Below are 26,911 nucleotides of genomic sequence, written 5' to 3' on the forward strand. Positions count from 1 at the left end.
TGTCCCTCGATTTCCTTATCCGGGCTTGCCGCCTGATGACCTCATCTTGTTTTCCGCTCCGGCCCACGGAAGGTCTCCGTCATGGTTGACGCCCCCGATTTTCTGACCGGCATGCGCTCCGGCGTGGTGCCGGCGCTTTCGGCGGCGCCGTTCGGCGTCCTGTTCGGCGCCGTCGCCGTGGCGCAGGGGCAGAGCGTGGCCGAGACCGCGCTGATGAGCCTGACGATATTCGCCGGCGCAAGCCAGCTGGTGGGCGTGGAACTGTTTGGCCAGCATGTCGCGGCCTGGATCATCGTCGCCTCGATCCTCGCAGTCAACTTCCGGCACGTGCTCTATTCGGCGGCGGTCACACCGATCCTCTCGCGTTTTTCATCGGCCGAGCGCCTTGCCTCCTTCTTCTTCCTGACCGATCCGCAATTCGCCGAAACGCTGAAGCGCGAGGATGCGGGCACGCCGGTGACCTTTACCTGGTATATCGGCATGGCGATCTGCTTCTATGCCATCTGGAACGTGATGACGCTGATCGGGGCGACCCTCGGCGGGTTCATCGAAAACCCGGAAGCCCTCGGGCTGGACGTGCTGCTGCCCATCTATTTCCTGAACATCGTCATCGGCTTTCGGCGGCGGGCGAACTATCTGCCCGTGGTGGTGGTCAGCGCCATCGGTTCGGTGGTCGCCTTCATAACCATCGGTTCGCCCTGGCATGTCAGCGTAGGGGCCTTTGCCGGGATCCTGCTTGCCGCGGCACTGCCACCCCGGCCTGCCGGCAAGGCGGACAAGCCATGAGCAATTTCACCGATGATCACATCGTGCTGGTCATTCTGGCCGCAGCGCTCGCAACCTACATGACGCGGATTGCGGGCTATCTCCTGCTCTCGGCGGTCTCGCACATCCCGCCGCGGGTCGAAGCGGCGCTCAACGCGATTCCGGCCGCGGTGCTGACGACGCTGGTCGCGCCTGCCTTCTATGCCGGGGGATGGGATACGAAACTCGCCCTGGCGGCCGCTCTCCTGCTCGGGCTCCGCTACGCCTCGCCTCTGCCGATGATCGCGGTCGGCTGGGCGGTGGTGATGATCGCGCGCTATTTCGTCATTGGCTGAGAGGCCTTGTGGCCGCCTCCAGCCAGCGCCGCTCGGCCTCGCTTGCAGCCAGAGGCGCAAGTTTTTCGCGCACCTCGCCGTGATAGGCGTCGAGCCATGCCTTCTCCTCCGGGCTCAACAACGCTGGCACGATCAGCCTCAGATCGATCGGGCACCATGTCAGCGTCTCGAAGCCGAGCATCGGGATTTCGCCGCCCTCGATCGGCTCGGCCTCTTTCACCAGAACCAGGTTTTCGATGCGGATGCCAAACGCGCCGGGGCGATAGTAGCCCGGCTCGTTGGACAAGATCATGCCGGGCTTCAGTTCGGCCGATCCCAGCCGCGATATCCGTTGCGGTCCCTCATGCACCGAGAGATAGGAGCCGACACCGTGGCCGGTTCCGTGGGCATAGTCGACGCCGGCCTGCCACAGCGCGGCGCGGGCGAACGGGTCGAGATCCATGCCGCGCGTGCCTGCCGGAAAGCGCGCCCGGGAAATTGCGATCATGCCCTTCAGCACCAGCGTAAAGAACTTCTTCTGCGCGTCATCGACTTCGCCGATCGCGATCGTACGGGTGATGTCGGTGGTGCCGTTCTGGTACTGCGCCCCGGAATCGACGAGATACATCTCGCCGGGCTGGAGCATGCGGCTGGTCTCGCTGGTGACGCGGTAGTGGATGATCGCGGCATTCGGTCCCGCGCCCGAGATCGTGTCGAATGAGATGTCGCGCAGCGGGTTCTGCATCCGCATCCCGGTCTCGGCGCGCGCCGCCTCCAGCGCGCTTGCCGCATCGATCTCGCTGACCGTGCCGGGCGTCTGACCATCGAGCCATGAGAGAAACGACACCATGGCCGCGCCGTCCTGCAGATGGGCGGCGCGCGTGCCCGCCTGTTCCGCCGCGTTCTTGACCGCGCGGGCGGGCGCAACCGGGTCGGGCGCGTTCTGCCACGTGCCGCCGGCCGCCTCCACGATCTGCACCACGGCAAAGGGCACCGCCGCGCGATCGATCAGCAGCGTTTCGCCCGCCGCCGCGATCGCCGCAAGCGCATCGGAAATTGCTTCGGGCGGCAGCAAGCCGGCAAGCGGTGCGAGATGGCCAGCGGCCTCGCCGGCCACTTTTTCCGGCATCACGAACAGCATCGCCGAGCCGTCCGCCTTTACGATCGCGCGCGACAAGGGGGCTGGCGTATGGGCAACGTCATTGCCGCGGATGTTGAACAGCCAGCCGACCGAGGTCGAATCGGCGATCAGCACCGCCTCGGCCTTCTTCTTTTGCAGCATCGCGGCAATGGCCGCGATCTTGTCCCCGGCCGGTTGTCCCGCCAGATCGCTTTTCTGAACCGTGACGGGCGCGGAGGGCACGGCCGGACGATCGGCCCATATGCCGTCAATCGGGTTTTCGGAAAGCAGCACCAGTTCGCCGCCGATGTCGGCCAGCGCGGATTGCAGCTTCTCGACCTCCGCTGGCGTATGCAGCCAAGGATCGATGCCGAGCTTCAACCCTTTCGGCTTGTGCTCGCCAAGCCATGCGGAAGGCGGGCAGCCGACAAGATCGCCGGCGGTGATGAGTGCGGCATCGGTCTGGGCGGCAAGCTGGGTGGTGTAGCGACCATCGACGAACACCACGGCCTGTTCTTCCATCACCAGCGCGATACCCGCCGAGCCGGTGAAACCAGTCAGCCAGGCCAGCCGCTCGGCCGATGGCGGCACATATTCGCCTTGATACTCATCGGTGCGCGGCACCAGAAAGGCGTTGATGCCGAGGGCTGGAAACAGCGCGCGCAGGCCGGCGATGCGGGGTGCTGCCTGTTCGGGGCGTGAGGAAACGTCGAAGGACTGAAACATGAATGGATACCACTGGCTATTTGACGGCGCGACGATAGCTGATCGAACGCCGGATCGGAATCGTTTTCCGCCGCGTTTTTGCGTGCGCGGGTAATCGCGCCAAGCATGCAAGAGGTGCATGGCTCCCATGACCCAGCCCACCTGCCTCAACGCCGGGCATGCATCTATATTGGGCACAGTTGATCGATGAAGGCCTCGCGCCGAACCGGAGGTCCGGTTTGAAAGCGGCAGGGCCGATTGGATCGGCGGCCGACACCGCATTCCGATCATCAAGACAGGGAGTTACCGAAATGGGCTTTTTCCGCACCGCCTACAAGAATCTTACCGAGGCTCGCCAGCGTCAGGCAGACCGTTTCGTCGCCGGCGCCCTGCTGCGCCTTGACGACGTGTCTCTCAATGAGATCGGCAAATCCCGCGCCGAACTCACCGACAAACGGTCTGGTCGCACGCGTCTCTGATCTGCCGGAACGTTTAAGCGTTGAATATTGCGCCTGCTTGAGCTTGCTCGCAGGCGCAATGTTTTTTTTCAAAGGCCGCCCACTCGGGGTGGCCTTTTCTGTTTGCAGTTCGCGTCAGAGATCAGTCAACTTCGGGAAACAGCAATTCAACGATGTAGCTCGGGTCGAAGCGGGTATCGAGCATGCCATAGGTGGAGCGCCAGCCGGCGGCGAGGCGGGTCTCCAGGAAGGCATCGGCAATCCGCCCCGCCCCAAGCCGGTAAAGTTCCGCAGCGCCCGCGGCGAGCGCCAGTTGCTCGACGAATATTCGGGCGGCGCTTTCATCGCTCTTGCAGAGCGCCATCGCCGCGCGCAGCAGCTCCACGATCTTGCCCCCCGAAGCGCCGAGATCGCGCGCGATGACCTGGAACACGGCCTCGAACAGTTCGCCGCCATGCTCCACGACCCGGCGCAGGTCGAGCGCCATCAGGTTGCCGCCGCCGTCATGCATCGCGAGACCGGGCGCATCGCGATAGTGGCGGGCGATCGGCCGGTCCTCGACAAAGCCGTTGCCGCCCATTGCCTCCATCGCCTCGGCCACCACGGCGGGCGCGATCTTCGTGGTCCAGTATTTGGTAACCGGGGTCATGACCCGCGCATAGGCCGCCTCCTCGGCGCTGTCGCGGGCACGGTCGAAGCTTTCGGCAAGCCGGAACGACAGCGCGCCGGCGGCGGCGACATCGAGCGCGAGATCGGCGAGCACGCGCATCATCAGCGGCTGGACCACCAGCGTGCGGCCGGCCACTTTGCGCCCCCGCGCGGCATGCGTCGCTTCGGCCACCGCCGCGCGCATCAGGCCCGAGGCGATCACGGCGCTGTCGAGCCGCATCAGAGTCAGCATGTCGAGGATCGTCCTCAACCCGCCATCCGGCGGCCCGAGCAGGAAGCCGAAGGCATCGGAGAATTCCACCTCGGCGGCCGCATTGGAGCGAAGCCCCAGCTTGTCCTTGAGGCGCTGGTAGCGCAGCGCATTGCCCCTGCCCTCGTCCAGAAGCCGCGGCACCAGGAAGCATCCGGGTTTGCCATCGACATCAGCGAGCATGATGAAGGCGTCGCTCATCGGCGCGGAGACGAACCATTTGTGGCCGGAAAGCCGATAGACCCCCTCGCTGACCCGATGCGCCTTGGTGGCAAGCGCGCGCATATCGCTGCCCGCCTGCTTTTCGGCGATGGCGAGCCCAACCGTGGCGGATGCCTTCTGGTTCTGGGCGCGGTTGGTCGAATCATATTTGCGCGACAGGATTTTCGGCGCCCATTCGTCGCGCAGTTGCGGGGCCGCGGCGAGAACGGCAAGCGAGGCGGAGGTGGATGACAGCGGCTCCAGATGTCCGCATTCGAGCTGGGCGGTCAAGAACACCCGGACGGCGCGCAGCTTGTGGGCCTTGGATTTCGAATCGGCATCGCGCGGCGGCTCCCACAGCAGCGAATGCAGGCCGGATGCCATGGACCGGCGCATCAGCGCATGCCAGGCCGGATGGAAAGAGACGACGTCGAGCCGCTCGCCCGCCGGTCCGTGGGTCTTGAGCTGCGGCAGGCTGGTATTGGCCATCTGCGCAAGTTCCTGCGCATCGGGCGAGGTAACGTAACGTCCGATCGCATCGAACTCCTCGCGCAGCGGTTTACCGAGGGAACGCGTCAGGTCGCCAAGCAGCGGGTCCGACTGGAACGCGTTCAGATTGCTCCACGGCCTTGGCTGGTTCAGAGTCTTGTAAATGTCGGTGTCGGCCATCGGCGTACACATCGTCCCGTTTTCAGCTTATCCGCAGTTGGCATGCTTCGATATCATCTGTCAAAGCTTGCGGCGAGGCCGGCGAGCCATTATAGACGCCAGAACTTCTTCCGACGGACCGCCCGACCTCATATGGAGGAAAGCTTCATGGTCTTCTTTCCCCACCGACACTTGATCGGCATCAAGGGGCTTTCTCCCATCGATATCAACACCCTTCTCGACAAGGCCGAAGAGGCGATCGCCTTCAACCGGTCGCGCGAGAAGAAGAACGCCGTGCTGCGCGGCCTCACCCAGATCAACCTGTTCTTCGAGGCCTCGACCCGGACCCAGGCCTCGTTCGAACTGGCCGGCAAGCGGCTCGGCGCGGATGTGATGAACATGTCGGTCGGCAATTCCTCGGTCAAGAAGGGCGAGACGCTGATCGATACGGCGATGACGCTGAACGCCATGCACCCCGATGTGCTGGTGATCCGGCACTCCTCGGCTGGCGCTGCCGAACTGCTCTCCCAGAAGGTCGCCTGCGCGGTGATCAATGCCGGCGACGGCGCGCATGAACATCCGACCCAGGCGCTGCTCGACGCGATGACGATCCGCCAGGCCAAGGGCCGGCTCGACAATATCGTGGTGGCGATCTGCGGCGATATCCTGCATTCACGCGTCGCCCGCTCCAACATCATCCTGCTCAACACGATGGGCGCGCGCGTGCGCGTCGTGGGCCCCGCGACGCTGCTACCCTCCGGTATCCGCGACATGAGCGTCGAGGTCTGCGACACGATGGAGGAAGGGCTGAAGGGCGCCGACGTGGTGATGATGCTCCGCCTGCAGCGCGAGCGCATGTCCGGCGCCTTCGTACCCTCGGTGCGCGAATATTTCCACTTCTGGGGCTTGGACCGCGAGAAGCTGAAGGCGGCCAAGGAGGATGCGCTGGTGATGCACCCCGGACCGATGAACCGCGGCGTGGAAATCGCCTCCGACGTCGCCGACGGGCCGCAAAGCGTGATCGAACGGCAGGTGGAAATGGGGGTCGCGGTGCGCATGGCGGTGATGGAGACGCTGATGCTTTCGGAAAACGGAGGGTCGCGCGCATGAAGCCGCTCGTTCTGAAAAACGCCCGCATCATCGACCCCTCTCGCGACCTTGATGAAACCGGCACGATCATCGTCGAGGACGGCCGGATCGTTGCCGCCGGGGCCGAAGCCATGAACCAGGGCGCGCCGGAGGGCGCCGAGATCGTCGACTGCAACGGTCTTGTCGCAACGCCTGGCCTTGTCGACGCCCATGTCTTCGTCGGCGAGCCTGGCGCGGAGCATACCGAAACCATCCGCTCGGCAAGCCAGGCGGCGGCGGCCGGCGGCATCACCTCCTTCGTGATGATGCCGGACACCCAGCCGCCGATCGACGATATCGCGCTGCTCGAATTCGTGCTGAAGACAGCGCGCGACAACGCCGTCGTCAACGTCTATCCCGCCGCCGCCCTGACGAAGGGCCTCAAGGGCGACGAGATGACCGAGATCGGCATGCTCAGGGCCGGAGGCGCAGTCGCCTTTGCCAATGGCCGCTACTCGCTTTCTGACAACCGGGTGCTCCGGCGCGCGATGACCTACGCCCGCTCGTTTGATGCCGTGGTGGCGCTGGAGCCGCGCGACCGCTATCTCTCCGAAACCGGCGTCATGAACGAGGGACTTTTCGCAAGCTGGCTCGGCCTTTCCGGCACGCCGCGCGAGGCCGAGGTTATCCCGCTTGAACGCGATCTGCGCCTTGCGACACTCACGAGAGCCCGCTACCACGCCGCGCTGATCTCGGTCCCCGAATCGGTCGAGGCCGTGGGGGTGGCGCGCGATCGTGGCGCTTCGGTTTCCAGCGGCATCTCGATCAACCATCTGACGCTCAACGAAAACGACATCGGCGAGTACCGCACTTTCTTCAAGCTCTCGCCGCCGCTCAGGCAGGAAGAAGACCGTCAGAAGATGGTCGAGGCGCTGAAGGACGGGCTGATCGACATCATCGTCTCCTCGCATGACCCGCAGGACGTCGACACCAAGCGCCTGCCGTTCTCCGATGCCGAGGATGGGGCGATCGGGCTTGAGACCATGCTCGCCGCCGCCCTTCGCCTCCACCACAGCGGCGACGTGCCGCTGATGCGGCTGATCGATGCGATGTCGACGCGACCGGCGAAACTGTTCGATCTCGACGCCGGCTCGCTTCGTCCGGGCGCGAAGGCCGATATCACACTGATAGATCTCGATGAGCCCTGGGTGGTGACGCCCGACCGGCTGGTATCGCGTTCAAAAAACACGACATTCGAAAATGCCCGCTTTTCCGGACGGGCCGTCAGGACATATGTTGGCGGCATTGAGGTCTACAAGGCGGACTGACCGGGAGGGGACGACGTGCCGGCACTATTCTCATTCGATCTGACAGCGACGCAGGCCGCGATCGCGCTGGCCGGCGGTTACCTTCTGGGCTCGATCCCGTTCGGCTATCTGATCACGAAGGCCGCTGGCCTCGGCGATATTCGCGGCATCGGCTCCGGCAATATCGGCGCCACCAATGTGCTGCGCACTGGCAAGCGGCATCTGGCCGCCCTCACGCTTGTGCTCGATGCACTGAAGGCAACATTTGCTGTAATCCTGGCGACGACGCTTTACGGCAGCGATGCCGGGCTTCTGGCGGGCGCGGCCGCCTTTATCGGTCACCTGTTTCCGGTCTGGCTCGGCTTCAAGGGCGGCAAGGGGGTTGCGACCTATATCGGCGTGCTGCTCGGCGTCGCGCCGGCGGCGGTGCTTATCTTCGCCTTCGTCTGGCTGCTGATTGCGCGTCTTTCGCGCTATTCCTCGCTTTCCGCGCTGATTGCAACGCTTGCCATACCGGTTGCTCTGTGGATAATGGGCCTACCGCAGGTTTCAATCGTAATGGCCGTTCTCACGGTGATCTCATGGTGGCGGCACAAGACCAATATCGAGCGCCTGATATCGGGCACCGAAAGCAGGATCGGAGACAAGGGGTGACAGCGAGGGGGATTTTCCGCATCCGGGCCGAACGGTCTCCATCAACGGAAATGCCCCTTTGACAAGCCGCTCCGGCATCGCCCTGTCGGAAAGCCAGCGCATCGCCTGGCTTCGTCTGATCCGCAGCGACAATGTCGGCCCGGTCACTTTTCGCGAACTCATCAATCACTATGGCAGCGCCGAGGAAGCACTTGAGCGTCTGCCGGAACTTGCCGTGCGCGGCGGCGCGCGGAAGCGGTTTCGGGTGGCAAGCGTCACTGAAGCCGAAAGCGAGCTGGAAACCGCCGCCCGCCACAAAGGCCGGTTCGTCGCGATTGGCGAGCCGGACTACCCGCCAGCGCTGCGCGCGATCGACGGTGCGCCGCCGCTTCTTGCCATGTCCGGCAGCGGCGATGTCGCGACCCGGCCCGCGCTCGGCCTTGTCGGCGCGCGCAATGCCTCGGTCGCCGGCGCGAAATTCACCGCCATGATCGCCGGTGCTGCGGCCGGCGCCGGCTATACCGTGGTCTCGGGCCTTGCCCGCGGGATCGACGCCGCCGCCCACCGCGCGAGCCTTGCCCATGGCACGCTGGCCGCGCTTGCCGGCGGCCTCGACCGCCCCTACCCGCCCGAAAACATCGAACTCTATCGCGCAATCTGCGAGGATGGCGGCGTCGCCATCAGCGAGATGCCCTATGGCTGGGAGCCGCGCGCCCGCGACTTTCCCCGCCGCAACCGGCTGATCGCCGGCTGCTCGCTTGCGGTCGTGGTGATCGAGGCGGCAAACCGCTCCGGCTCGCTGATCACCGCGCGCCTTGCCAATGAGTGCGGGCGACTGGTGCTAGCCGTGCCGGGCTCGCCGCTCGATCCGCGCGCGCAAGGCACCAACGGGCTGATCAAGCAGGGCGCTATGATCGTATGCAGCCCGGAGGACGTGCTGGAGGCGCTGGCGCCGCTGTCCCAGATGGAACTGCCGATCCGGGGCGGGGCCGACGAGGAGGATACCGAAGACCTGCCGCCAGCCGCCCCCGATGACGACGACCGCGCCCGCGTTGCCGAGGCGCTTGGCCCCAGCCCGTGCGAAATCGATGACCTGATACGCTTCACCGGCGTGAACCCCGCCGCCGTGCAACTGATCCTGCTCGAGCTGGATCTCGCCGGCCGGCTTGCGCGGCACCCGGGTGGTCGGGTCTCGCTGATCTGAGACACGCGACCTTCATAGGGCAATGATAGCGCTAACAGACCCTGCGGGTCGTTGCCGATCAAAACCGAATTCAGCCCTTGCCCACCGACGTGGCGAGCACCTGCGTCTGCAAATCCCCAGCCTCTATATAGGCCATGTCGATCAGGTAGCAGAGCATTTCCGCCCCGTCCTTGTTTGAAAGCCGGCGCAACTGGCCCAATATCTGACGGATATAAATTATTTCCTCCTCGGTCAATTTTTGAGAACCTTCGCGTTCGGCTGGAAAGGACGACATACATACACCTATTTTTCGGCCACGGATCGAATCCGAACCGTACTCTACTCATCCGGCTAAACAATACCGGCAAAGGTCAGGATTGCAATTACAATTAGTATTCTCTTCAGGTTGTATTAGCGTGTAGTCATGCAAAAATAGCTTCAAGGGCTTGACCCGGCCGCTGTCTCTGTCCATCTCGTGAGCGACCGGCCGGAACAGTAAATGCAGCTTTAAACAGCCCAAAAATGTCTATTCTGCTTGATCTCCCGGCGAAATTGGTAGAAGCGGAAGCGACGGTTGCCATCAGGGGGACGCCTCTGTAGCGTTCTCCCATAAGCGCGAGGCCCGTCATATCCGCCATCTGCCTGGATGCGCCTCGCGGCCGCCAAGCCGGCGGGCACGGCCGAGCGCGCGACCGACAATTTGCCGCGAAGATGCGGGCGTCGAACGAAGTCCGACGCAGACCCAGGATACGGATTACATGGAAGTTGTTGTTGTAGAGTCGCCCGCGAAGGCCAAGACGATCAACAAATATCTCGGCAAGGACTACAAGGTCCTCGCCTCCTTTGGCCATGTCCGCGACCTGCCCGCCAAGGATGGATCGGTCCTGCCCGATGATGATTTCGCGATGTCGTGGAAGGTCGATACCGCATCGACCAAGCGGGTCAAGGATATCGCCGACGCGGTCAAGAACGCCGACGGCCTGATTCTCGCAACCGACCCGGACAGGGAAGGCGAAGCCATTTCCTGGCACGTTCTCGACCTTTTGAACAAGAAGAAGCTGCTGAAGGACAAGCCGGTCAAGCGCGTCGTCTTCAACGCCATCACCAAAAAGGCCGTGCTCGACGCCATGGCCAATCCCCGCGACATCGACGAAGCGCTGGTGAACGCCTATCTCGCCCGCCGCGCGCTCGACTATCTGGTCGGCTTCAACCTGTCGCCGGTTCTGTGGCGCAAGCTGCCGGGCGCGCGGTCTGCCGGCCGCGTCCAGTCCGTGGCGCTGCGTCTCGTCTGCGACCGTGAAAACGAAATCGAACGTTTCGTTCCCGAAGAATACTGGAACATCGTCGCCGATCTGAAAACCGTGCGCGGCGATGCCTTTGAAGCCCGGCTGGTGCAAGCCGACGGCAAGCGCATCCAGAAGAATTCGGTGAAGAACCAGGAACAGGCTTTCCGCATCCGCGACCTGCTCGAAGGTGCGACCTATTCGGTGGCGAGCGTCGAGGCGAAGCCCGTTCGCCGCAATCCCGGCCCGCCGTTTACCACCTCGACCCTGCAGCAGGCTGCCTCGTCTCGCCTCGGCTTTTCCGCCTCGCGCACCATGCAGGTGGCGCAGCGGCTCTACGAAGGCATCGCGGTCGGCGGCGAGACGGCGGGTCTCATCACCTATATGCGTACCGACGGCGTCTCCATGGCCCCGGAAGCCGTGACGGCGGCGCGCGACGCGATTGGCGATCAGTTCGGCGCGCGCTATCTGCCGGAAAGCGCCCGGCATTATTCGGTGAAGGCAAAGAACGCCCAGGAGGCCCATGAAGCGATCCGTCCGACCGACTTCACCCGCACGCCGCAATCGGTGAAAAAGTACCTCGATTCCGACCAGTTCCGGCTCTACGACCTCGTCTGGAAGCGCGGCATCGCGAGCCAGATGGCGTCGGCCGAGATGGAGCGCACCACCGCAGAGATCACTGCAGCCAAGGGCGGCGAGAGCGCCGGCCTGCGCGCCGTCGGCACCGTCGTGAAGTTCGACGGCTTCCTCGCCGCCTATGCAGACAATCGCGAGGAAAAGACGCCATCCGACGAGGATGACGACGACGGCCGTCTGCCCGAAATCAACAAGGGCGAAAATGTCGACAAGGAAAAGATCCGCGCCACCCAGCATTTCACCGAGCCGCCGCCGCGCTATTCGGAAGCCTCGCTGATCAAGCGGCTGGAAGAGCTCGGCATCGGCCGCCCCTCGACCTATGCCTCGACGCTCGCCACGCTACGCGACCGTGAATATGTCACGATCGAGGGCCGCAAGCTGACGCCGGAGCCCAAGGGCCGGCTGGTGACAGCCTTCCTGGAGAACTTCTTCAATCGTTATGTCGAGTATGACTTCACGGCCGAGCTTGAGGAAAAGCTCGACAAGATTTCCGACGGCTCGCTCGAGTGGAAGCAGGTGCTGCGCGATTTCTGGAAGGATTTCTATGCCCAGGTCGAGGGCACCAAGGAACTGCGCGTCACCAATGTTCTGGACGCGCTGAACGAGGCGCTGGCGCCGCTGGTGTTCCCCAAGCGTGAGGATGGCGGCGATCCGCGCCAGTGCCAGGCCTGCGGCACGGGGCAGCTTTCGCTGAAGCTCGGCAAATACGGCGCTTTCGTGGGCTGCTCGAACTATCCGGAATGTAACTTCACCCGCCAGCTTTCCGGCGACGCGGAGGCCGCAAACGGCGGCATCAATCCGAACGAACCCAACGAGCTTGGCGCCGACCCTGAAACGGGCGAGATCGTCACGCTGCGCTCCGGTCGATTCGGCCCCTATGTCCAGCGTGGCGACGGCAAGGAGGCCAAGCGTTCCTCGCTACCCAAGGGCTGGAAGCCCGAGGATATTGACCTTGAAAAGGCGCTCCGGCTGCTGGCGCTGCCGCGCGATGTCGGACCGCATCCCGAAGACGGCAAGATGATTACGGCCGGCCTCGGCCGCTACGGACCGTTCGTGCTCCACGACGGCACCTATGCCAATCTCGAAAGCATCGACGAGGTCTTCGAGGTCGGCGTCAACCGCGCTGTTGCCGCCATTGCCGACAAGAAGGCCAATGGCGGACGCCGGGGCGCAACGGCAAAGGCACTGAAATCACTTGGCGACCACCCCGATGGCGGCGGCGAAGTGACCGTCAACGAGGGCCGTTACGGGCCTTATGTCAAATGGGGCAAAATCAACGCCACCATCCCCAAGGGCAAGGACCCGCAATCGATCACCATGGAAGAGGCGGTCCCGCTTCTGGCAGCGCGCGCCGAAAAGGCAGGTATAAAGAAGCCCGCCAAGAAGGCGGCTGCCAAAAAAACGGCCGCGAAATCCAAGACGGCGACAAAGAAAACGGCCAGTTCTAAGAAGACGGCCGAGGCTGAAAAGAGCGACAGTTGAGCGCAAAACCGACCGCCTCCCGGTCTCGCAAACCGGATGAGATCATTCACGGCGAAGTGCCGCCGCGCGATGTTCTGTTGAAGTTCATCGCCGACAATCCCGACCGCGCCTCCAAGCGCGAGATCGCCAAGGCGTTCGGGATCAAGGGCGACGACCGCGTGGTGCTGAAGGCGATGCTGCGCGAGCTCGAGGACGAGGGCCTGCTGCAGAAGAAGCGCAAGAGCCTGATGCGGCCTGGCGCCCTGCCCCCGGTCACCGTGCTCGACATCACCACCCGCGACAAGGACGGCGAGCTGATCGGCCGTCCGGCCGAATGGCCAATTGAGGAAGGCGCGGCCCCCGCCGTGCTGATCCGCCAGCAGGGCGGCGGCAAGAACGGCAAGCGCAAACCGGCGAGCGCCGGCATCGGCGACCGGGTGCTCGCCAAGATCTTCCCGTCGAAATCCGAAACCGGACCGGCCTATACCGCCCGCGTCATCAAGGTCATCGACAAGCGCCGCACGGCGGCGCTCGGCGTGGTCCGCATGCTCGATGACGGCTCGGCCCGGCTGATGCCGATCGACCGGCGAAACGACGAGGTCGAGATTGCCGACCTTGCCGGCGCGAAGGATGGCGACCTCGTGGAGGTCGATGTCCAGCGTTCCGGCCGTTTTGGTCTTGCGCGCGGCTCCGTGCTTTCCGTCGTCGGCTCGCTCGCCTCGGAAAAGGCGGTCTCGATGATCGCGATCCACGCCCACGGCATTCCGCATATCTTTCCGAAGGAAGTGCTCGACGCGGCGGATGCGGCGAAGCCCGCCACCATGTCGCACCGCGAGGACTGGCGCGACCTGCCGCTCGTCACCATCGACCCGGCCGACGCCAAGGACCATGATGACGCGGTCTTCGCCGAGCCGGACACAAGGCCGGAAAACGAGGGCGGCGTGATCGTCACCGTCGCGATCGCCGACGTCTCTTACTATGTCCGCCCGAAATCCGCGCTCGACCGCGAGGCGCTGAAGCGCGGCAATTCAGTCTATTTCCCGGACCGCGTCGTGCCGATGCTGCCCGAGCGGATTTCCAACGATCTCTGCTCGTTGCGCGAGGGCGAGGACCGGCCGGCGCTTGCCGTCAGGATGGTGTTCTCGAAGGAAGGCCGCAAGGCATCCCACACCTTCCACCGCATCATGATGAAGAGCGCGGCGAAACTGTCCTACCAGCAGGCCCAGGCCGCCATCGACGGCACCACCGACGACAAGACTGGCCCGCTTCTGGAGCACGTGCTGAAGCCGCTCTGGGCCGCCTACAAAACGATGACGATCGGCCGTGACCGCCGTCAGCCTCTCGAACTCGACATGCCGGAGCGCCGCATCCTGCTGAAGGATGACGGCACGGTCGACAGGGTGGTCGTTCCGCCCCGCCTCGATGCCCACAGGCTGATCGAGGAGATGATGATCCAGGCCAATGTCGCCGCCGCCGAAACGCTGGAGCAGAAGCGCCAGGCGCTGATCTACCGCACCCATGACGCGCCGTCGCTCGCCAAGCAGGAGACGCTGCGCGAGTTTCTGGCGACGCTTTCCATTCCGCTGGCAAAGGGCGGCAATCTGCGCGCCAATTCTTTCAACGGCATCCTGTCCAAGGCCGAGGACAGCCCGCACAAGGACATCGTCAACCAGATGGTGCTGCGTTCGCAGAGCCAGGCGGTCTATTCGCCGGAAAACATCGGTCATTTCGGGCTGAACCTGATGAAATACGCCCACTTCACCTCGCCGATCCGCCGCTATGCCGACCTGATCGTCCATCGCGCGCTGGTCGCCTCGCTGCATCTCGGCGAAGGCGGGCTGACGGCGGAGGAGGAAGCGCAGCTCGACGACATCGCCGCCGAGATCTCGACCTTCGAGCGCCGCGCCATGGCCGCCGAGCGCGAGACCGTGGACCGGCTGATCGCGCATCATCTGGCGGGCCGCATCGGCGAGAGCTTCGATGGCCGCGTGGCCGGCGTCACCCGCTCCGGCCTGTTCATCGCACTGCCGGAATATGGCGCCGACGGCTTCGTTCCGGTCTCCACGCTCGGCGCCGACTATTTCGTCCATGACGAGGTCCGCCAGGCTCTGGTCGGCGAGAAGACCGGGCTTGGCTACCAGCTCGGCGATGATGTCGAGGTGCAGCTCGTAGAAGCCATTCCGCTGGCCGGCGCGCTCAGATTCGAAATGCTCAGTTCAGGCAAGAAGCTGCCGGCGGCGACCCGTTCCTTCCACAAATCGAAGCGCGGCCGCCCGATGCGCGGCGGAAGGCCGGGGCGGCGGTAAATCCGGCCCGGCGATCAAACCGGCACGGCGCTTGCCTTTTGCAACCGTGTCGGATATAGGCACTGCGTTCGCGCAGACACCCTTGGAGGCAGCGCGAATGAGGGCCGGCAACGGCGCTCCGCTTTGCGGCTTTCAGATATCGCCGCAAAACGCTCCGCACACAACCGAAAGGAATTGCTATGAGCAACACCAACTCTGTGCTCACGGCCGAAGCGCGCGAACGGGTCGGTAAGGGGTCCGCCCGGGAACTGCGTCGCAATGGCATGGTACCGGCCGTCATCTACGGCGACAAACAGCCCCCGGTTTCAATTTCGATCTCGCGCAACGAGATCACGAAGCTTATCTTCGGCGGTGGTTTCATGACGACCACGTTCAACGTCGAAGTCGGCAAGGACAAGTACATGGTCCTGCCGAAGGACTATCAGCTCGATCCCGTCCGCGATTTCGTCATGCATGTCGATTTCCTGCGCATTTCGGAAAAGAGCATCGTGACCGTGGCGGTTCCGGTTCACTTCATCAACGATGACACCTGCCCCGGCATCAAGAAGGGCGGCGTTCTCAACATCGTCCGTCACGAGGTCGAATTCCACTGCCCGGCGAACGCGATCCCCGACAGCATCACGGTCGATCTCGGTTCGGCCCAGCTCGGCGACAGCATCCACATTTCGTCGGTTGACCTGCCGAAGAACGTGACGCCGGTCATCACCGACCGCGACTTCACCATTGCCACCATCGCAGCGCCGGCCGGCCTCAAGTCCGACGACGAAGAAGCGCCCGAGGCCGATGAGGTTGAAGCAACCGCACAGTCTGACGACGACAATTCCGACGAGAATTGATCCCGTCCAGGACAGGCAATCAGGGACCGCGGGCGAAAGCTCGCGGTCTTTTATTGTAAGCGCCGACTAAAATACACTTGCCAACCCTGTTGCCAAAGCGTTTAATATCAGTGTTTTAAGTCTGTCGGCTGCGCCTTGCCCCGCCGGGAAAGCGTGTTTCAAGCCTTTGGATATCGGCACATCTCCCCTTGGGATCAGCAACCAATGCGTCAGGCAGGAGCGCGCTCTGTGTTACGCCGTCAGTTGAGCAGAACGAATATGATAGCGCTTTCATGCGGGATAGCGCTTGCCTCCACGATGATGCTGACCGCGCTTCTTGGACTTTGGGTCGCGGAGAAGCGGCGGGTTGAAGCGAGGGACTACATTGCCGACCTGGCAAGCTCGGTAGCGCCGGCGATCAGGGCCGCCGACAGCCGCTCCATTCACGAGATCGCCACAGCGCTTGTGAATACATCCGTCATCAGAAAGCTTGAAATCACCAGCCGAACCGGCCTGCTTGAGCTGATCGTGAGAGATGAAAACCTGACGCGTCGTCAGGAGCGGAACCTGCTCGCCTACGCCCAGCCGGTCGACTTTACGCGCCAGGCAGGCGGAACAGGGCAATTGTCGTTCTATTTTGCCGACCCCACATTCTGGAGCACCTGGATCCTGCGCGGCATCTGCCTGTTCGCGGCGGTGGCGCTGGCCCTGCTCGTCTGGCGGGCGCCGCCGGCCCTGGCGGACAGCGCCTTCAAACGCGAATTGCTTGAAGGCCGCATGCGGCGGCGGCGGCGCCGGGCGAAACTGAACAGGTTCTCGCGCAGTTTTGCCTTGTCGGAACGCAAGTCGCTGCCGGCCACCACCGCTTTCGGCGAATTGTTCGAAAGTGAAAGCGAAATGGTCGTTCTGATTTCGGTCACCGGCCAGATCGTAGACGCCAGCCATGGCTGGCTGACCGCGGGCGGATACCGGCGCGAGAAGGTCTTGAACGTTCACATGACCGAGTTCATCGCCGACCCCGACCGCCGCATGGTGGCCGACCGGCTGGAGCGGATGCGATCTTCGGGACTGTCGCAGGCGGGCACGCTGAAATATCTGCGCGCCGATGGCAGCTGCATCGATATCTGGTTTTCCGCCGTTCCCGTCTCCACACCCGATGGCAACAATTTCATACTCGCCGTCATCCGGGAGCTCCCTGAGATATCGGGCAGCGCGGATGCGCACACGCCGCTTCTCACCGATCCCCTGACCGGGCTTTTGAACAGGATGGGGTTCGAGCGGGCTCTGGATCGCCTGTTGGCCAATCCCGGGCGGGACGTGATCTGTGTTCTGGTCGATTTCGACCGTTTCAAGACCATTGTCGACCACCACGGTTTCCGCACCGGAGAGGAGGTCTTGCGCGGTTTCGTCAAGCGGCTCACCCCGGCACTGGATGAAATGACCGCCGCCGCGCGCCTTGGGGGCGATGAATTCGCCTTCGTGCTCACCGGTCCCGATGCCAAGGCGCGGGCCGAGGCGCTCGCCAGCGCCATCCAGGATGCGATCTATCTGCCCTTCATTGTGAAGACGGCCTCGATCACGACCAATGTCAGCACCGGCATCGCCTGCGCGCCGGACCACGCCACCGATGGCACGGATCTGCTGCGGCTTGCCACAATCGCGGTTTCGGTTCAGAAGAACGCCGGCCGCCACGGAACGCTGTGGTTCGAGCCGGAAATGTTCGCCAACGCCAGACGGCGCGCGGAAACCGAGGCGCATCTGCAAAGGGGCATCGAGGAGAACCTGTTCGAGCCGCACTTCCAGCCCATCATCAGCTTCGCCGGCGGCGCAACGATCGGCTTCGAGGCGCTGATCAGGATAAACCACCCCGAAAAGGGCGTGATCATGCCCGGCGAATTCATCGCGATCGCCGAGGAGACCGAGCAGATCGTTCCGGCCGGACGCCAGTTCTTTGCAAAAACGCTTGCGGGTTTCCGGCAGATCAGCAGGGCGTTGCACAATGATGCGCTCTATCTCGCGGTGAACCTCTCGCCGGTGCAGCTCACCCCCGACATGATCGATTTCATGGCCGAGAAACTCGATGCTTTCGGCATCGATCCGGCGCGGCTGACCGTCGAGATCACCGAGGCGGTGTTTCTGGAAGACAGCGACCGGATCCGCGCGAGCCTGCAGAAGCTGCGGCTGATGGGCTGCCGGCTGGCGCTTGATGATTTCGGCACCGGCTATTCGTCGCTCTCCTATCTCTCGCGCCTGCAGGTGGACGTGATCAAGATCGACCAGTCGTTCACCCGCAACCTCACCGATCACGACGCCGCCGTCGCCAGCCGGTCACGCCGCCTGATCGAGGGAATCGCCGCCATTTCGCTCAATATGGGCTGCCAGATGGTGGCGGAAGGCGTCGAGAACGCGGAACAGGCGCGACAAGTTCACGCCATCGGCGCTCAATATGGCCAGGGCTATCTCTATTCCCGACCGCTCTCTCTTGCCGCTACCATCGCAAAGCTTTCCAGCGGTTGACACCGGCGACGAAAACCGGTTGTTGAGAACCGGTTTTCACGACAGGACAGTCCCATGCTCATCATCGCGGGCCTCGGCAATCCGGGCAGCCAATATGAAGGCAATCGCCACAATATCGGCTTCATGGCCGCCGATGCGATCGCCGAAAAGAACGGCTTCTCGCTCTGGTCGAAGAAGTTCAAGGGACTGATCGCCGAGGGCAGCCTTGCCGGCGAGAAGGTGCTGATCATCAAGCCCCAAACCTTCATGAACCTCTCCGGCGAAAGCGTGGGCGAGGCAATGCGCTTCTACAAGCTGACGCCGGCCGATCTGATCGTGATCTATGACGAGCTGGACCTGATGCCGGGCAAGGCCCGGATCAAGACCGGCGGCGGCTCCGGCGGCCATAACGGCATCAAGTCGATCGACGCGCATTGCGGCAAGGACTACCGACGGCTGAGGCTGGGCATCGGCCACCCCGGCAGCAAGGAGCGCGTCCACGGCCATGTGCTGGGCGATTTCGCCAAGGCGGATTCCGAATGGCTGGAGCCGCTGCTCTCGGCACTCGCGGAAAATGCCGATCTTCTGGTGCGCGGCGAGGATTCAAAGCTGATGAACAAGCTTGCGCTTTCGGGAGGGGCCGTGCCGGCAAAACCGGAACCGAAACCCGCACCCGCCCGCAAGGGCCAGTCTCACATCCACAAGGCCCGGCAACGCGGCCAGCAGTCTGTGCCGGAACGCGGCCCGATGGCCGATATGCTGAAGAAGCTGCTCGGCCCGAAGAAGGACTGAACCGGCCTACTCTTCAGGCTCGGTCCTGAACATCAGCGGAAAGCCGATTTCCTTGGCAAGATCAACCGCTTCCTTCGCCTTGGTCTCGGCAATGTCGCGGGTGTAGACGGCGACGACGCAACTGCCTTTCTGGTGGGCGGTGATCATGACCTTGTAGCCCTGATCCTCGCTCATGCGGAAAACCGCCTTCAGCACCACCAGCACGAATTCGCGCGGCGTATAGTCGTCATTGACGAGAATGACCTTGTAGAGCCGCGGCTTTTCAACCTTCGGGACGGTTTTGGTCTTGCGTTTGGTATCGGCGCCCGTATCGCTCACGCGCTTGCTCTCTGATTTGGTCTCTGATGAGGATTGTGTGGTCGGCGGCGGCCATTCATCGCGGCGCCCGACGATGGACCTATTTTGCGCTTTCAGCGGCATTTTCGCAAGGGCCGGGGCGAGAAAAGCCCGGTTTCGTCGATCGAGCCTTGACCTTGGCGGCCTAGATCGCCCATAGCCACAGGCCAGAAGCGAATTAACGAAACAGGATATTTCCATGGGTTTCAAATGCGGAATTGTCGGCCTGCCCAATGTCGGCAAATCGACCCTTTTCAACGCGCTGACGAAGACCGCCGCGGCGCAGGCCGCCAATTATCCGTTCTGCACGATCGAGCCCAACACCGGCGAAGTCGCCGTGCCCGACGAGCGCATGGCAGCCCTTGCGAAAATCGCCGGCTCCAAGGAAATCATCCCGACCCGCATCTCCTTCGTCGACATTGCCGGCCTGGTGCGCGGCGCCTCCAAGGGCGAAGGGCTCGGCAACCAGTTCCTCGCCAATATCCGCGAGGTCGACGCCGTGGTCCACGTGCTGCGCTGTTTCGAGGATGACGACATCACCCATGTCGAGGGCAGGATCGACCCGGTGGCCGATGCCGAAACCATCGAGACCGAGCTGATGCTCGCCGACCTCGAAAGCCTGGAACGGCGCGCCGACCAGACCCGCAAGCGCGCGACCGGCAAGGACAAGGAGGCGCTGGCCGTGCTGCCGGTGATGGAAGCCTCGCTGAAGCTTTTGCAGGACGGCAAGCCGGTGCGCAGCCTTCTCGCGACCCTTGACCCCGAGGACCTGAAGATCCTGAAGGCGCTCAACCTTCTGACCTCCAAGCCGGTGCTTTACGTCTGCAATGTCGCCGAAGCCGATGCCGCCAATGGCAACGAACACACAAAAGCGGTTGAAGAGATGGCGGCCAGACAGGCCGCGGAAACCGTGATCATCTCGGCGGCGATCGAGGCCGAAGTGGCCCAGCTCGATGCCGAGGAAGCCGAAATGTTTCTCTCCGAAATGGGTCTCGAGGAGCCTGGCCTCGACCGGCTGATCCGCGCCGGCTACAAGCTGCTCGACCTGATCACCTATTTCACCGTCGGGCCGAAGGAAACCCGCGCCTGGACCATCCGCCGCGGCACCAAGGCCCCGGCGGCCGCCGGCGTGATCCACACCGATTTCGAACGCGGCTTCATCCGCGCCCACACCATCGCCTACGACGACTACATCGCCTTCAACGGCGAAACCGGCGCCAAGGAAGCGGGCAAGGCCCGCGACGAAGGCAAGGAATATGTCGTCGCCGACGGCGACGTGATCCACTTCCGGTTTAATACGTAAACGCTCTTGCCTGCATTGCGGCCTGCTTGAAGTCGCCTCTCCCCTGCGCCACATTGCTGTCATCCAGTGAGCATCCGGGGACCGAGCATGAGCGTTTATGATTTTACCGCGAAGAGCATAGCCGGCGAGGACGTGAGCCTTGCCGATTTCAGGGGCCATGTGCTGCTGATCGTCAACACCGCCAGCAAATGCGGGTTCACGCCGCAATATGAAGGGCTGGAGATGTTGCACAGGAAATACAAGGATCAGGCCTTCGCGGTGTTCGGTTTTCCGTGCAACCAGTTCGGCGGTCAGGAGCCGGGTGCGGAAGATGAGATCGCCGAATTCTGCAAGACCCAGTTCGACATCGACTTCCCGATGTTCGCCAAGGTCGATGTCAATGGCGACGATGCCCATCCGCTGTTCAAATATCTGAAGAAGGAACGCCCCGGCCTTCTCGGCTCCGGCATGATCAAATGGAATTTCACCAAATTCCTGATCGGCCGCGACGGCGAGCCGATCAAGCGTTACGCCCCGACCGAAAAGCCGGAGGATATCCAGGACGATATCAACGACGCGCTGGCGAAAGCGGCCTGAAGTCGCTTCACGCTGCCAATTTTTCGTGGGTGACGCCCGTCGTGAACGGGCGGGTCACGAAGACAACCGGCCTAAACCGCCTCAATGCCCCTCGTACTCCACCAGCGAGCGTACCTCGACATCCATTGCCTCAAGCTTCTTGCGGCCCGGAAGGTCCTTCAGGTCGATGATGAAGCAGGCCGAGACGATCTCGGCGCCCATCTGGCGCAGCAACTTGACAGCGCCTTCCGCGGTGCCGCCGGTGGCGATCAGGTCGTCGCACAGGATTACCTTCTCGCCGGGCCGGATGGCGTCGACATGCATCTCCATCGTGTCCTCGCCATATTCGAGCTGATAGGCCATGGAGACGGTCTTGTCGGGCAGCTTGCCCTTCTTGCGGATCGGCACGAAACCGGCGGATAGCTGGTGCGCCAGCGCGCCGCCGAGAATGAAACCGCGCGCCTCGATGCCGGCGATCTTGTCGATCTTCATCCCGACATAAGGCTGCACCAGCTCATCCACGGCCCGGCGAAAGGCGCGGGCATCGCCCAGCAGGGTCGTGATATCGCGAAAGATGATGCCGGGCTTGGGATAGTCCGGGATCGAACGGATCGCGGCGGCCAGTTCGGGGTTCGATTTCATTGTCAAAGGTCCTTTCGTCGTGCCAGACCGAACACATTAAAAAGGCGGCTGCCGCCGCCTTTTCCTGCTTATGCAAAACGTCGAGAAATCAATGCGGCTTGCGCGCGTAGATCGATTTCTTCGTCAGGTAGACCAGAACCGTCAGGATCACAAGAAAGACCATAACCGTAAGACCGGTCTGCTTGCGCGCCTCGAGCTTGGGCTCCGCCGTCCACATCAGAAATGCCGATATATCCTTGGCATACTGATCGAGCGTTTCGGGCGAACCGTCCTCATAGGTGACGATCCCATCGGAAAGCGGCGGGGCCATCGCCAGAGCCGCGGCATTGGCGAAATACGGGTTGTAATGGCCGCCCGCCGGAACCTCGACGCCTTCCGGCGGCTCTTCATAGCCGGTCAGCAGCGAATAGATATAGTCCGGTCCGCCTTCCTGATACTGCGTGAACATGTCGAACACGAAGGTGGGAAAGCCACGGGTGATGCCGCGCGCCTTCGCCATCAGCGACAGATCGGGCGGGGCAGCACCATTGTTGGAGGCGGCGGCCTGTTCGGCATTTTCAAACGGCGCCGGGAAATAGTCCGACGGGATGCCCGGCCGCATATACATGTTGCCGTCATTGTCCGGACCGGCCTCGATTTCGTAATCGGCGGCGAAGGTCTTCACCTGATCTTCCGAATAGCCGAGATCGGTCAGCGTGCGGAAGGCCACGAGGTCCATCGAGTGACAGGCCGAGCACACTTCCTTGTAGACCTTCAGCCCGCGCTGAAGCTGGGCGCGGTCATAGGTGCCGAGCGGGCCGGAGAAGCTCCATTCCATGTTGTGCGGATGCTTCAGCGGATAATGCGGCGTGCCGCCTTCGTGTCCCTCCTCCTCGGCCGCCATGGCACCCGTCAGACAGACGGGCGTCATCAGCGCTGCGAACAGGATGCGGGTAACAAGTTTCTTCATGATATTTCCCCCGCCCTTCACACGCCGGAACCGGCTGGCTTTTTCCGGGCGGCTTCCTTTTCAAGCACCGCCTCGGTGATGGAATTCGGTATCCTGGTCGGCTTCTCGATAAGCCCCAGAACCGGCATGATGACGAGGAAGAACCCGAAATAATAGAGCGTGCCAAGCTGCGACAGCACCACGAATATGCCTTCGGCGGCCTGCGAGCCGAGCCAGCCGAGCATGATCGCGTTGGCGACGAACAGCCAAAAGAACAGCTTGTACCACGGACGGTAGGCAGCAGAACGCACCTTGGACGTATCCAGCCAGGGCAGGAAGAACAGGATCAGGATCGAACCGAACATCACCAGCACGCCGCCGAGCTTGGAGTCGATCGGGCCGACATTGAAGGTGATGGCGCGCAGCATGGCGTAGAACGGCAGGTAGTACCATTCCGGAACGATATGCGACGGAGTCTTCATCGAGTCGGCCGGAATGTAGTTGTCCGGATGCCCGAGGAAGTTCGGCATGTAGAAGATGAACCAGGCATAGACGATCAGGAACACGGTCACGCCAAGCGCATCCTTGACGGTCGCATAGGGCGTGAAGGCGACGGTGTCGCTCTTCTGCTTGACCTCGATCCCGGTCGGGTTGGTCTGCCCGGTCACGTGCAGCGCCCAGATATGCAGGATCACGACGCCGGCGATCATGAACGGCAACAGGTAGTGCAGCGCGAAGAAACGCTGCAGCGTTGGCTCGCCAACGGCAAAACCGCCGAGGAGGAGTTGCTGCACCCAGTCGCCGATCAGCGGGAAGGCGGTGAAGAAGCCGGTGATGACGGTGGCGCCCCAGAACGACATCTGCCCCCAGGGCAGAACATAGCCCATGAAGCCGGTGGCCATCATCAACAGGTAGATCACCACGCCGAGCATCCAGAGGATTTCGCGCGGTGCCTTGTAGGAGCCGTAATAAAGCCCCCGCGCGATGTGCAGGTAGACGGCGATGAAGAAGAACGACGCGCCATTGGCATGCATGTAGCGCAGCAGCCAGCCGTAGTTGACGTCGCGCATGATCTTCTCGACGGAGAGGAAGGCGGCGCCGGTGGAGGCGGTATAGTGCATGGCCAGCACCACGCCGGTGGCGATCTGCACGATCAGCATCACCGACAGCATGGCGCCGAACGTGTAGGCGTAGTTCAGATTACGCGGCACCGGGTAGGTGACGAAGCTGTCGTAAAGCATGCGGGGCAGCGGCAGACGCGAATCCACCCATTTCGACACGCCGTTCGACGGCACATAGCTTGAGTGTCCACTCATGAAACAGTCTCTCCCCCTCAACCGATCGTGATCACGGTATCGGCCGTAAATTCGTATAGCGGAATGGCGAGGTTCTGCGGCGCAGGCCCCTTACGGATACGGCCGGCCGTATCGTAATGCGAGCCATGACAGGGACAGAACCATCCGCCGAAGTCACCGGCCTGGCCGAGCGGTATGCAACCGAGATGGGTGCAGGAACCGATCATCACGATCCAGTTTTCCTTGGATTCTCCGGCCGAGCGATCGAGGTCGGTCGCGGGCGAGCCTGAGGGCAGGTTCTCGTTGCGCGCTTCCGGATCCTTCAGGTCGGAAAGCGGGACGGCCTTGGCCTCCTCGATTTCCTGTTCCGTGCGATTACGGATGAAAACCGGCTTGCCGCGCCACTTCACCGTCAGCGACATGCCGGGTTCGAGGCTCGATACATCCACTTCCACTGTCGATAGCGCAAGGGTCGACGCGTCGGGTCGCATCTGGTCGATAAACGGCCAGGCGACCGCCGCGGCCCCGACGGCTGCGGCCATTCCGGTAGTCAGATAAAGAAAATCGCGCCGGGTCGGTTCGCCGGAATGATCCGTCGAAACAATCTCGTCTTGCACCGCTGTCCCTCCATAGCTGATGCCGCTGCCACCGAGGACCGTCCTTCCTCCGCATGTCTACCCGCGAAGGCGCGTGGCAGCGTCCATTTGATCCGCCAAGTTTTATGCATGTTCATCAACGATGTCCAGTGTTTGACAGATTTCAATCACAAGCAAAAGCCCAAGCCTTCGCGCGCCCCCAAAATGCGAGCGGCAAAGACGCGACCGACGCGCGCCGAAGCATCACTCCTCCGTATCGAACGACGGCAGAAAGCCGCCGGACTGCCGCTCCCACAGCGAGGCGTAAAGCCCTTTCTTCTCGATCAGTTCGGCATGGGTTCCCTGTTCGACGATGCGGCCCTTGTCCATCACGATCAGCCGGTCGAGGGCTGCGATCGTCGACAGCCGGTGGGCGATCGCCAGCACGGTCTTGCCCTCCATCAGCTTCATCAGATTGGACTGGATCGCCGCCTCCACCTCCGAATCAAGCGCCGATGTCGCCTCGTCGAGCACCAGGATCGGCGCATTCTTCAGCATCACGCGGGAAATCGCGATGCGCTGGCGCTGGCCGCCCGAAAGCTTCACACCGCGTTCGCCGACATGGGCATCGAGCCCCTTGCGGCCGCGCAGGTCGGAAAGATCGGCGATGAAGCTGTCCGCCTCGGCCCGTTCCGCCGCCTCCCACAGCCTGTCGTCATCGGCGTCCTGAGAGCCGAAGCGGATATTGTCGCGGATGGCGCGGTGCAAAAGCCCGGTATCCTGGGTCACCATGCCGATATGGGCGCGCAGGCTTTCCTGCGTGACATCGGCGATGTTCTGGCCGTCGATCAGGATCCGGCCGCCATCGACGTCGTAAAACCTAAGCAACAGGTTCACCAGCGTCGACTTGCCGGCGCCGGAGCGTCCGACAATGCCGACCTTCTCACCGGCCCCGATCGTGAGCGACAGATTGCGGATCACCGGGCCCGCGCCGTCATAGCCGAAGGCCACATTCTCGAAGCGGATTTCGGGATGACTGACCGTCAGTTCCGCCGCGTCCGGCTTGTCGACAAGTCCGATCGGCTGGGCAATCATCTCGGCCGAATTCTGGATCGTGCCGATCGCGCGCATGATGCCGTTGAGCTGCATCATCAGCCGCCCGAGCAGCATCGAGAGCCTCAGCGCGAGACCGAGCGTGAAGGCGACCGCGCCGGAGGAAATATCACTGGTGAACCAGAGTTGGACGGACAATGCCGCGATCGCGGTGATCATCACCCCGGAGAGCAGGTTGAGCGCTGCCCGCACCCCGGTGATCAGCCGGGTGAACGTCTGGATCTGGGCGATCAGCCGGAGGAAGCCCTGGCGGATATAGGTGTCATTGCCCTCGTCGCTGCCGAACAGTTTCAGCGTCAGGATATTGGAAAACGAATCAACCAGCCGACCGGACATCATCGAGTTGACCTCGGCCAGTTCCTTGGCGTTGTGACGGATGCGCGGCACGAAATACCGCGCCAGGATAGCAAAGATCGCGATCCACAGCGCGATCAGCGCCGCAAGCCGCCAGTCCAGCGCCGCCACCAGCGCCATGGTCGAGATCGTGTAGATCGCCATGAACCAGACGACCTGCAGGAGCGAGGACATCAGGTCGCCGATCGACTGGCCGGCGGCAGAGACCTTGGTGACGATCCGGCCGGCGAAATCGTTCTGGAAGAAGGTGAGCGACTGGCGCGCCACATAGCGGTAGGACTGCCAGCGCACAAGGTTCTGGAAGCCGGGCGTGATCGTCTGCTCCTCGACCAGCATCGACGCCGACAGCAAGGTCACGCGCACCACGATCATGGCGAAGGCCATGCCGATAAGCGCCCAGCCATGGGCCGCCATCAGGCCCGACCAGCCCGCCTCGCGCGAGGTTTCATCGAGAATGTTGATCAGCACGCCCATGAACCAGAACGACGCCGTCTCCATCAGCGCAGCGCCGCCGCCGAGCACCAGCATGGTGAAAAACGGCCATTTCGCCTGCCGCAGATAGAACCAGGTGAATCCGAGCAGCGTGTCCGGCGGCTGCTCCACCGGCCGGTCGGCGAGCGGATCGATCCAGTTTTCGAAGATGCGGGCAATGCGACGGAAAATCATAATCGAGCCTTACAGGGATTCGCCGTTCGCGAAA

At 63.0% G+C, this 26,911-nt stretch carries 23 protein-coding genes; 13 read left to right on the forward strand and 10 right to left on the reverse strand.

Annotation, left to right across the window (positions count from 1 at the left end):
• Positions 1–81: 81 nt before the first annotated feature.
• Both Mame_RS20220 and Mame_RS20225 read left to right on the forward strand, forming a co-directional pair.
• Positions 82–786: an AzlC family ABC transporter permease gene (locus tag Mame_RS20220; protein ID WP_018066730.1), complete on the forward strand. Its 705-nt coding sequence runs from the start codon at positions 82–84 to the stop codon at positions 784–786.
• On the forward strand, positions 783–1,100 hold the full coding sequence (locus Mame_RS20225) for an AzlD family protein (protein WP_018066731.1): 318 nt from the start codon (positions 783–785) through the stop codon (positions 1,098–1,100). The genes Mame_RS20220 and Mame_RS20225 overlap by 4 nt, the downstream gene beginning before the upstream one ends.
• Here the strand turns inward: Mame_RS20225 and Mame_RS20230 are convergent.
• The 3 genes from Mame_RS20230 to Mame_RS20235 form a co-directional block, all read right to left on the reverse strand.
• Positions 1,090–2,925, reverse strand: a complete 1,836-nt coding sequence (locus Mame_RS20230) for an aminopeptidase P family protein (protein ID WP_018066732.1) — start codon at positions 2,923–2,925, stop codon at positions 1,090–1,092. The genes Mame_RS20225 and Mame_RS20230 overlap by 11 nt on opposite strands.
• A 269-nt stretch (positions 2,926–3,194) precedes the next feature.
• Positions 3,195–3,455, reverse strand: coding sequence for a hypothetical protein (locus tag Mame_RS26785; RefSeq protein ID WP_155122157.1), 261 nt, complete (start codon positions 3,453–3,455; stop codon positions 3,195–3,197).
• Between the two features lie 49 nt (positions 3,456–3,504).
• Entirely contained in the window at positions 3,505–5,151 is a 1,647-nt protein-coding gene (locus tag Mame_RS20235; RefSeq protein ID WP_018066734.1) for an acyl-CoA dehydrogenase family protein, read from the reverse strand.
• 147 nt (positions 5,152–5,298) lie between these two features.
• Between Mame_RS20235 and Mame_RS20240 the strand changes: the two genes are divergently transcribed.
• From Mame_RS20240 to dprA, 4 genes are read left to right on the forward strand one after another with little or no spacing between them, the layout of a single operon-like run.
• A complete protein-coding gene (locus Mame_RS20240; protein WP_026173814.1) occupies positions 5,299–6,240 on the forward strand; it encodes an aspartate carbamoyltransferase catalytic subunit in 942 nt (313 codons plus the stop codon).
• Entirely contained in the window at positions 6,237–7,526 is a 1,290-nt protein-coding gene (locus Mame_RS20245) for a dihydroorotase (protein WP_018066736.1), read from the forward strand. The genes Mame_RS20240 and Mame_RS20245 overlap by 4 nt, the downstream gene beginning before the upstream one ends.
• A gap of 15 nt (positions 7,527–7,541) precedes the next feature.
• Positions 7,542–8,159 carry a glycerol-3-phosphate 1-O-acyltransferase PlsY gene (gene plsY, locus Mame_RS20250; protein WP_018066737.1) on the forward strand — a complete coding sequence of 206 codons (618 nt, stop codon included), beginning with the start codon at positions 7,542–7,544 and terminating at the stop codon, positions 8,157–8,159.
• 58 nt (positions 8,160–8,217) lie between these two features.
• Complete coding sequence (dprA, locus tag Mame_RS20255) at positions 8,218–9,342, forward strand: DNA-processing protein DprA (protein WP_018066738.1); 1,125 nt, start codon at positions 8,218–8,220, stop codon at positions 9,340–9,342.
• Between the two features lie 70 nt (positions 9,343–9,412).
• Here dprA and Mame_RS20260 read toward each other — a convergent pair whose 3' ends face one another.
• Positions 9,413–9,577 (reverse strand): hypothetical protein, encoded by a 165-nt coding sequence (locus tag Mame_RS20260; protein ID WP_230722664.1) that lies wholly within the window; start codon positions 9,575–9,577, stop codon positions 9,413–9,415.
• Between the two features lie 502 nt (positions 9,578–10,079).
• On the opposite strand from Mame_RS20260, the gene topA reads away from it, so the two are divergent.
• From topA to pth, 5 genes are all read left to right on the forward strand, one after another.
• A complete protein-coding gene (topA, locus tag Mame_RS20265; RefSeq protein WP_018066740.1) occupies positions 10,080–12,722 on the forward strand; it encodes a type I DNA topoisomerase in 2,643 nt (880 codons plus the stop codon).
• Positions 12,719–15,007 (forward strand): ribonuclease R, encoded by a 2,289-nt coding sequence (gene rnr / locus Mame_RS20270; protein WP_018066741.1) that lies wholly within the window; start codon positions 12,719–12,721, stop codon positions 15,005–15,007. The genes topA and rnr overlap by 4 nt, the downstream gene beginning before the upstream one ends.
• 179 nt (positions 15,008–15,186) lie before the next feature.
• Positions 15,187–15,843 (forward strand): 50S ribosomal protein L25/general stress protein Ctc, encoded by a 657-nt coding sequence (locus Mame_RS20275; protein WP_018066742.1) that lies wholly within the window; start codon positions 15,187–15,189, stop codon positions 15,841–15,843.
• Between the two features lie 258 nt (positions 15,844–16,101).
• On the forward strand, positions 16,102–18,339 hold the full coding sequence (locus Mame_RS20280; protein ID WP_018066743.1) for a putative bifunctional diguanylate cyclase/phosphodiesterase: 2,238 nt from the start codon (positions 16,102–16,104) through the stop codon (positions 18,337–18,339).
• Positions 18,340–18,393: 54 nt separating this feature from the next.
• The gene (pth, locus tag Mame_RS20285) at positions 18,394–19,110 is read left to right on the forward strand and encodes an aminoacyl-tRNA hydrolase (protein WP_018066744.1); all 717 of its coding nucleotides are present in this window, start codon (positions 18,394–18,396) and stop codon (positions 19,108–19,110) included.
• Between the two features lie 6 nt (positions 19,111–19,116).
• Here pth and clpS read toward each other — a convergent pair whose 3' ends face one another.
• A complete protein-coding gene (gene clpS, locus Mame_RS20290; protein WP_026173815.1) occupies positions 19,117–19,428 on the reverse strand; it encodes an ATP-dependent Clp protease adapter ClpS in 312 nt (103 codons plus the stop codon).
• Positions 19,429–19,645: 217 nt separating this feature from the next.
• On the opposite strand from clpS, the gene ychF reads away from it, so the two are divergent.
• Together ychF and Mame_RS20300 are read left to right on the forward strand one after the other, a co-directional pair.
• Complete coding sequence (gene ychF / locus Mame_RS20295; protein WP_018066746.1) at positions 19,646–20,749, forward strand: redox-regulated ATPase YchF; 1,104 nt, start codon at positions 19,646–19,648, stop codon at positions 20,747–20,749.
• Between the two features lie 87 nt (positions 20,750–20,836).
• The gene (locus Mame_RS20300; protein WP_018066747.1) at positions 20,837–21,325 is read left to right on the forward strand and encodes a glutathione peroxidase; all 489 of its coding nucleotides are present in this window, start codon (positions 20,837–20,839) and stop codon (positions 21,323–21,325) included.
• An 81-nt stretch (positions 21,326–21,406) separates the two neighbouring features.
• Here the strand turns inward: Mame_RS20300 and Mame_RS20305 are convergent, their stop codons facing one another.
• The 5 genes from Mame_RS20305 to Mame_RS20325 form a co-directional block, all read right to left on the reverse strand.
• Positions 21,407–21,946, reverse strand: a complete 540-nt coding sequence (locus tag Mame_RS20305; protein ID WP_018066748.1) for an adenine phosphoribosyltransferase — start codon at positions 21,944–21,946, stop codon at positions 21,407–21,409.
• An 88-nt stretch (positions 21,947–22,034) separates the two neighbouring features.
• Entirely contained in the window at positions 22,035–22,895 is an 861-nt protein-coding gene (locus tag Mame_RS20310) for a cytochrome c1 (protein ID WP_026173817.1), read from the reverse strand.
• Between the two features lie 17 nt (positions 22,896–22,912).
• Positions 22,913–24,190 carry a cytochrome b gene (locus Mame_RS20315; RefSeq protein ID WP_026173818.1) on the reverse strand — a complete coding sequence of 426 codons (1,278 nt, stop codon included), beginning with the start codon at positions 24,188–24,190 and terminating at the stop codon, positions 22,913–22,915.
• Positions 24,191–24,207: 17 nt separating this feature from the next.
• A complete protein-coding gene (gene petA / locus Mame_RS20320; RefSeq protein WP_418287799.1) occupies positions 24,208–24,711 on the reverse strand; it encodes a ubiquinol-cytochrome c reductase iron-sulfur subunit in 504 nt (167 codons plus the stop codon).
• A 297-nt stretch (positions 24,712–25,008) separates the two neighbouring features.
• A complete protein-coding gene (locus Mame_RS20325; RefSeq protein ID WP_018066752.1) occupies positions 25,009–26,877 on the reverse strand; it encodes an ABC transporter ATP-binding protein in 1,869 nt (622 codons plus the stop codon).
• Positions 26,878–26,911: the final 34 nt, after the last annotated feature.

It is taken from the genome of Martelella mediterranea DSM 17316, assembly GCF_002043005.1.
Taxonomy (GTDB): Bacteria; Pseudomonadota; Alphaproteobacteria; order Rhizobiales; family Rhizobiaceae; genus Martelella; species Martelella mediterranea.

Bases quoted from the DNA above. Each gene is read 5' to 3' on its own strand.
- Mame_RS20300 (WP_018066747.1), top strand. From the start codon at position 20,837: ATGAGCGTTTATGATTTTACCGCGAAGAGCATAGCCGGCGAGGACGTG.
- Mame_RS20275 (WP_018066742.1), top strand. From the start codon at position 15,187: ATGAGCAACACCAACTCTGTGCTCACGGCCGAAGCGCGCGAACGGGTC.
- Mame_RS20325 (WP_018066752.1), bottom strand. From the start codon at position 26,877: ATGATTTTCCGTCGCATTGCCCGCATCTTCGAAAACTGGATCGATCCG.
- Mame_RS20220 (WP_018066730.1), top strand. From the start codon at position 82: ATGGTTGACGCCCCCGATTTTCTGACCGGCATGCGCTCCGGCGTGGTG.
- pth (WP_018066744.1), top strand. From the start codon at position 18,394: ATGCTCATCATCGCGGGCCTCGGCAATCCGGGCAGCCAATATGAAGGC.
- Mame_RS20240 (WP_026173814.1), top strand. From the start codon at position 5,299: ATGGTCTTCTTTCCCCACCGACACTTGATCGGCATCAAGGGGCTTTCT.
- Mame_RS20305 (WP_018066748.1), bottom strand. From the start codon at position 21,946: ATGAAATCGAACCCCGAACTGGCCGCCGCGATCCGTTCGATCCCGGAC.
- Mame_RS20310 (WP_026173817.1), bottom strand. From the start codon at position 22,895: ATGAAGAAACTTGTTACCCGCATCCTGTTCGCAGCGCTGATGACGCCC.
- Mame_RS20225 (WP_018066731.1), top strand. From the start codon at position 783: ATGAGCAATTTCACCGATGATCACATCGTGCTGGTCATTCTGGCCGCA.
- Mame_RS20280 (WP_018066743.1), top strand. From the start codon at position 16,102: ATGATAGCGCTTTCATGCGGGATAGCGCTTGCCTCCACGATGATGCTG.
- ychF (WP_018066746.1), top strand. From the start codon at position 19,646: ATGGGTTTCAAATGCGGAATTGTCGGCCTGCCCAATGTCGGCAAATCG.
- petA (WP_418287799.1), bottom strand. From the start codon at position 24,711: ATGGCCGCAGCCGTCGGGGCCGCGGCGGTCGCCTGGCCGTTTATCGAC.
- Mame_RS20245 (WP_018066736.1), top strand. From the start codon at position 6,237: ATGAAGCCGCTCGTTCTGAAAAACGCCCGCATCATCGACCCCTCTCGC.
- Mame_RS20235 (WP_018066734.1), bottom strand. From the start codon at position 5,151: ATGGCCGACACCGACATTTACAAGACTCTGAACCAGCCAAGGCCGTGG.
- Mame_RS20315 (WP_026173818.1), bottom strand. From the start codon at position 24,190: ATGAGTGGACACTCAAGCTATGTGCCGTCGAACGGCGTGTCGAAATGG.
- topA (WP_018066740.1), top strand. From the start codon at position 10,080: ATGGAAGTTGTTGTTGTAGAGTCGCCCGCGAAGGCCAAGACGATCAAC.
- Mame_RS20230 (WP_018066732.1), bottom strand. From the start codon at position 2,925: ATGTTTCAGTCCTTCGACGTTTCCTCACGCCCCGAACAGGCAGCACCC.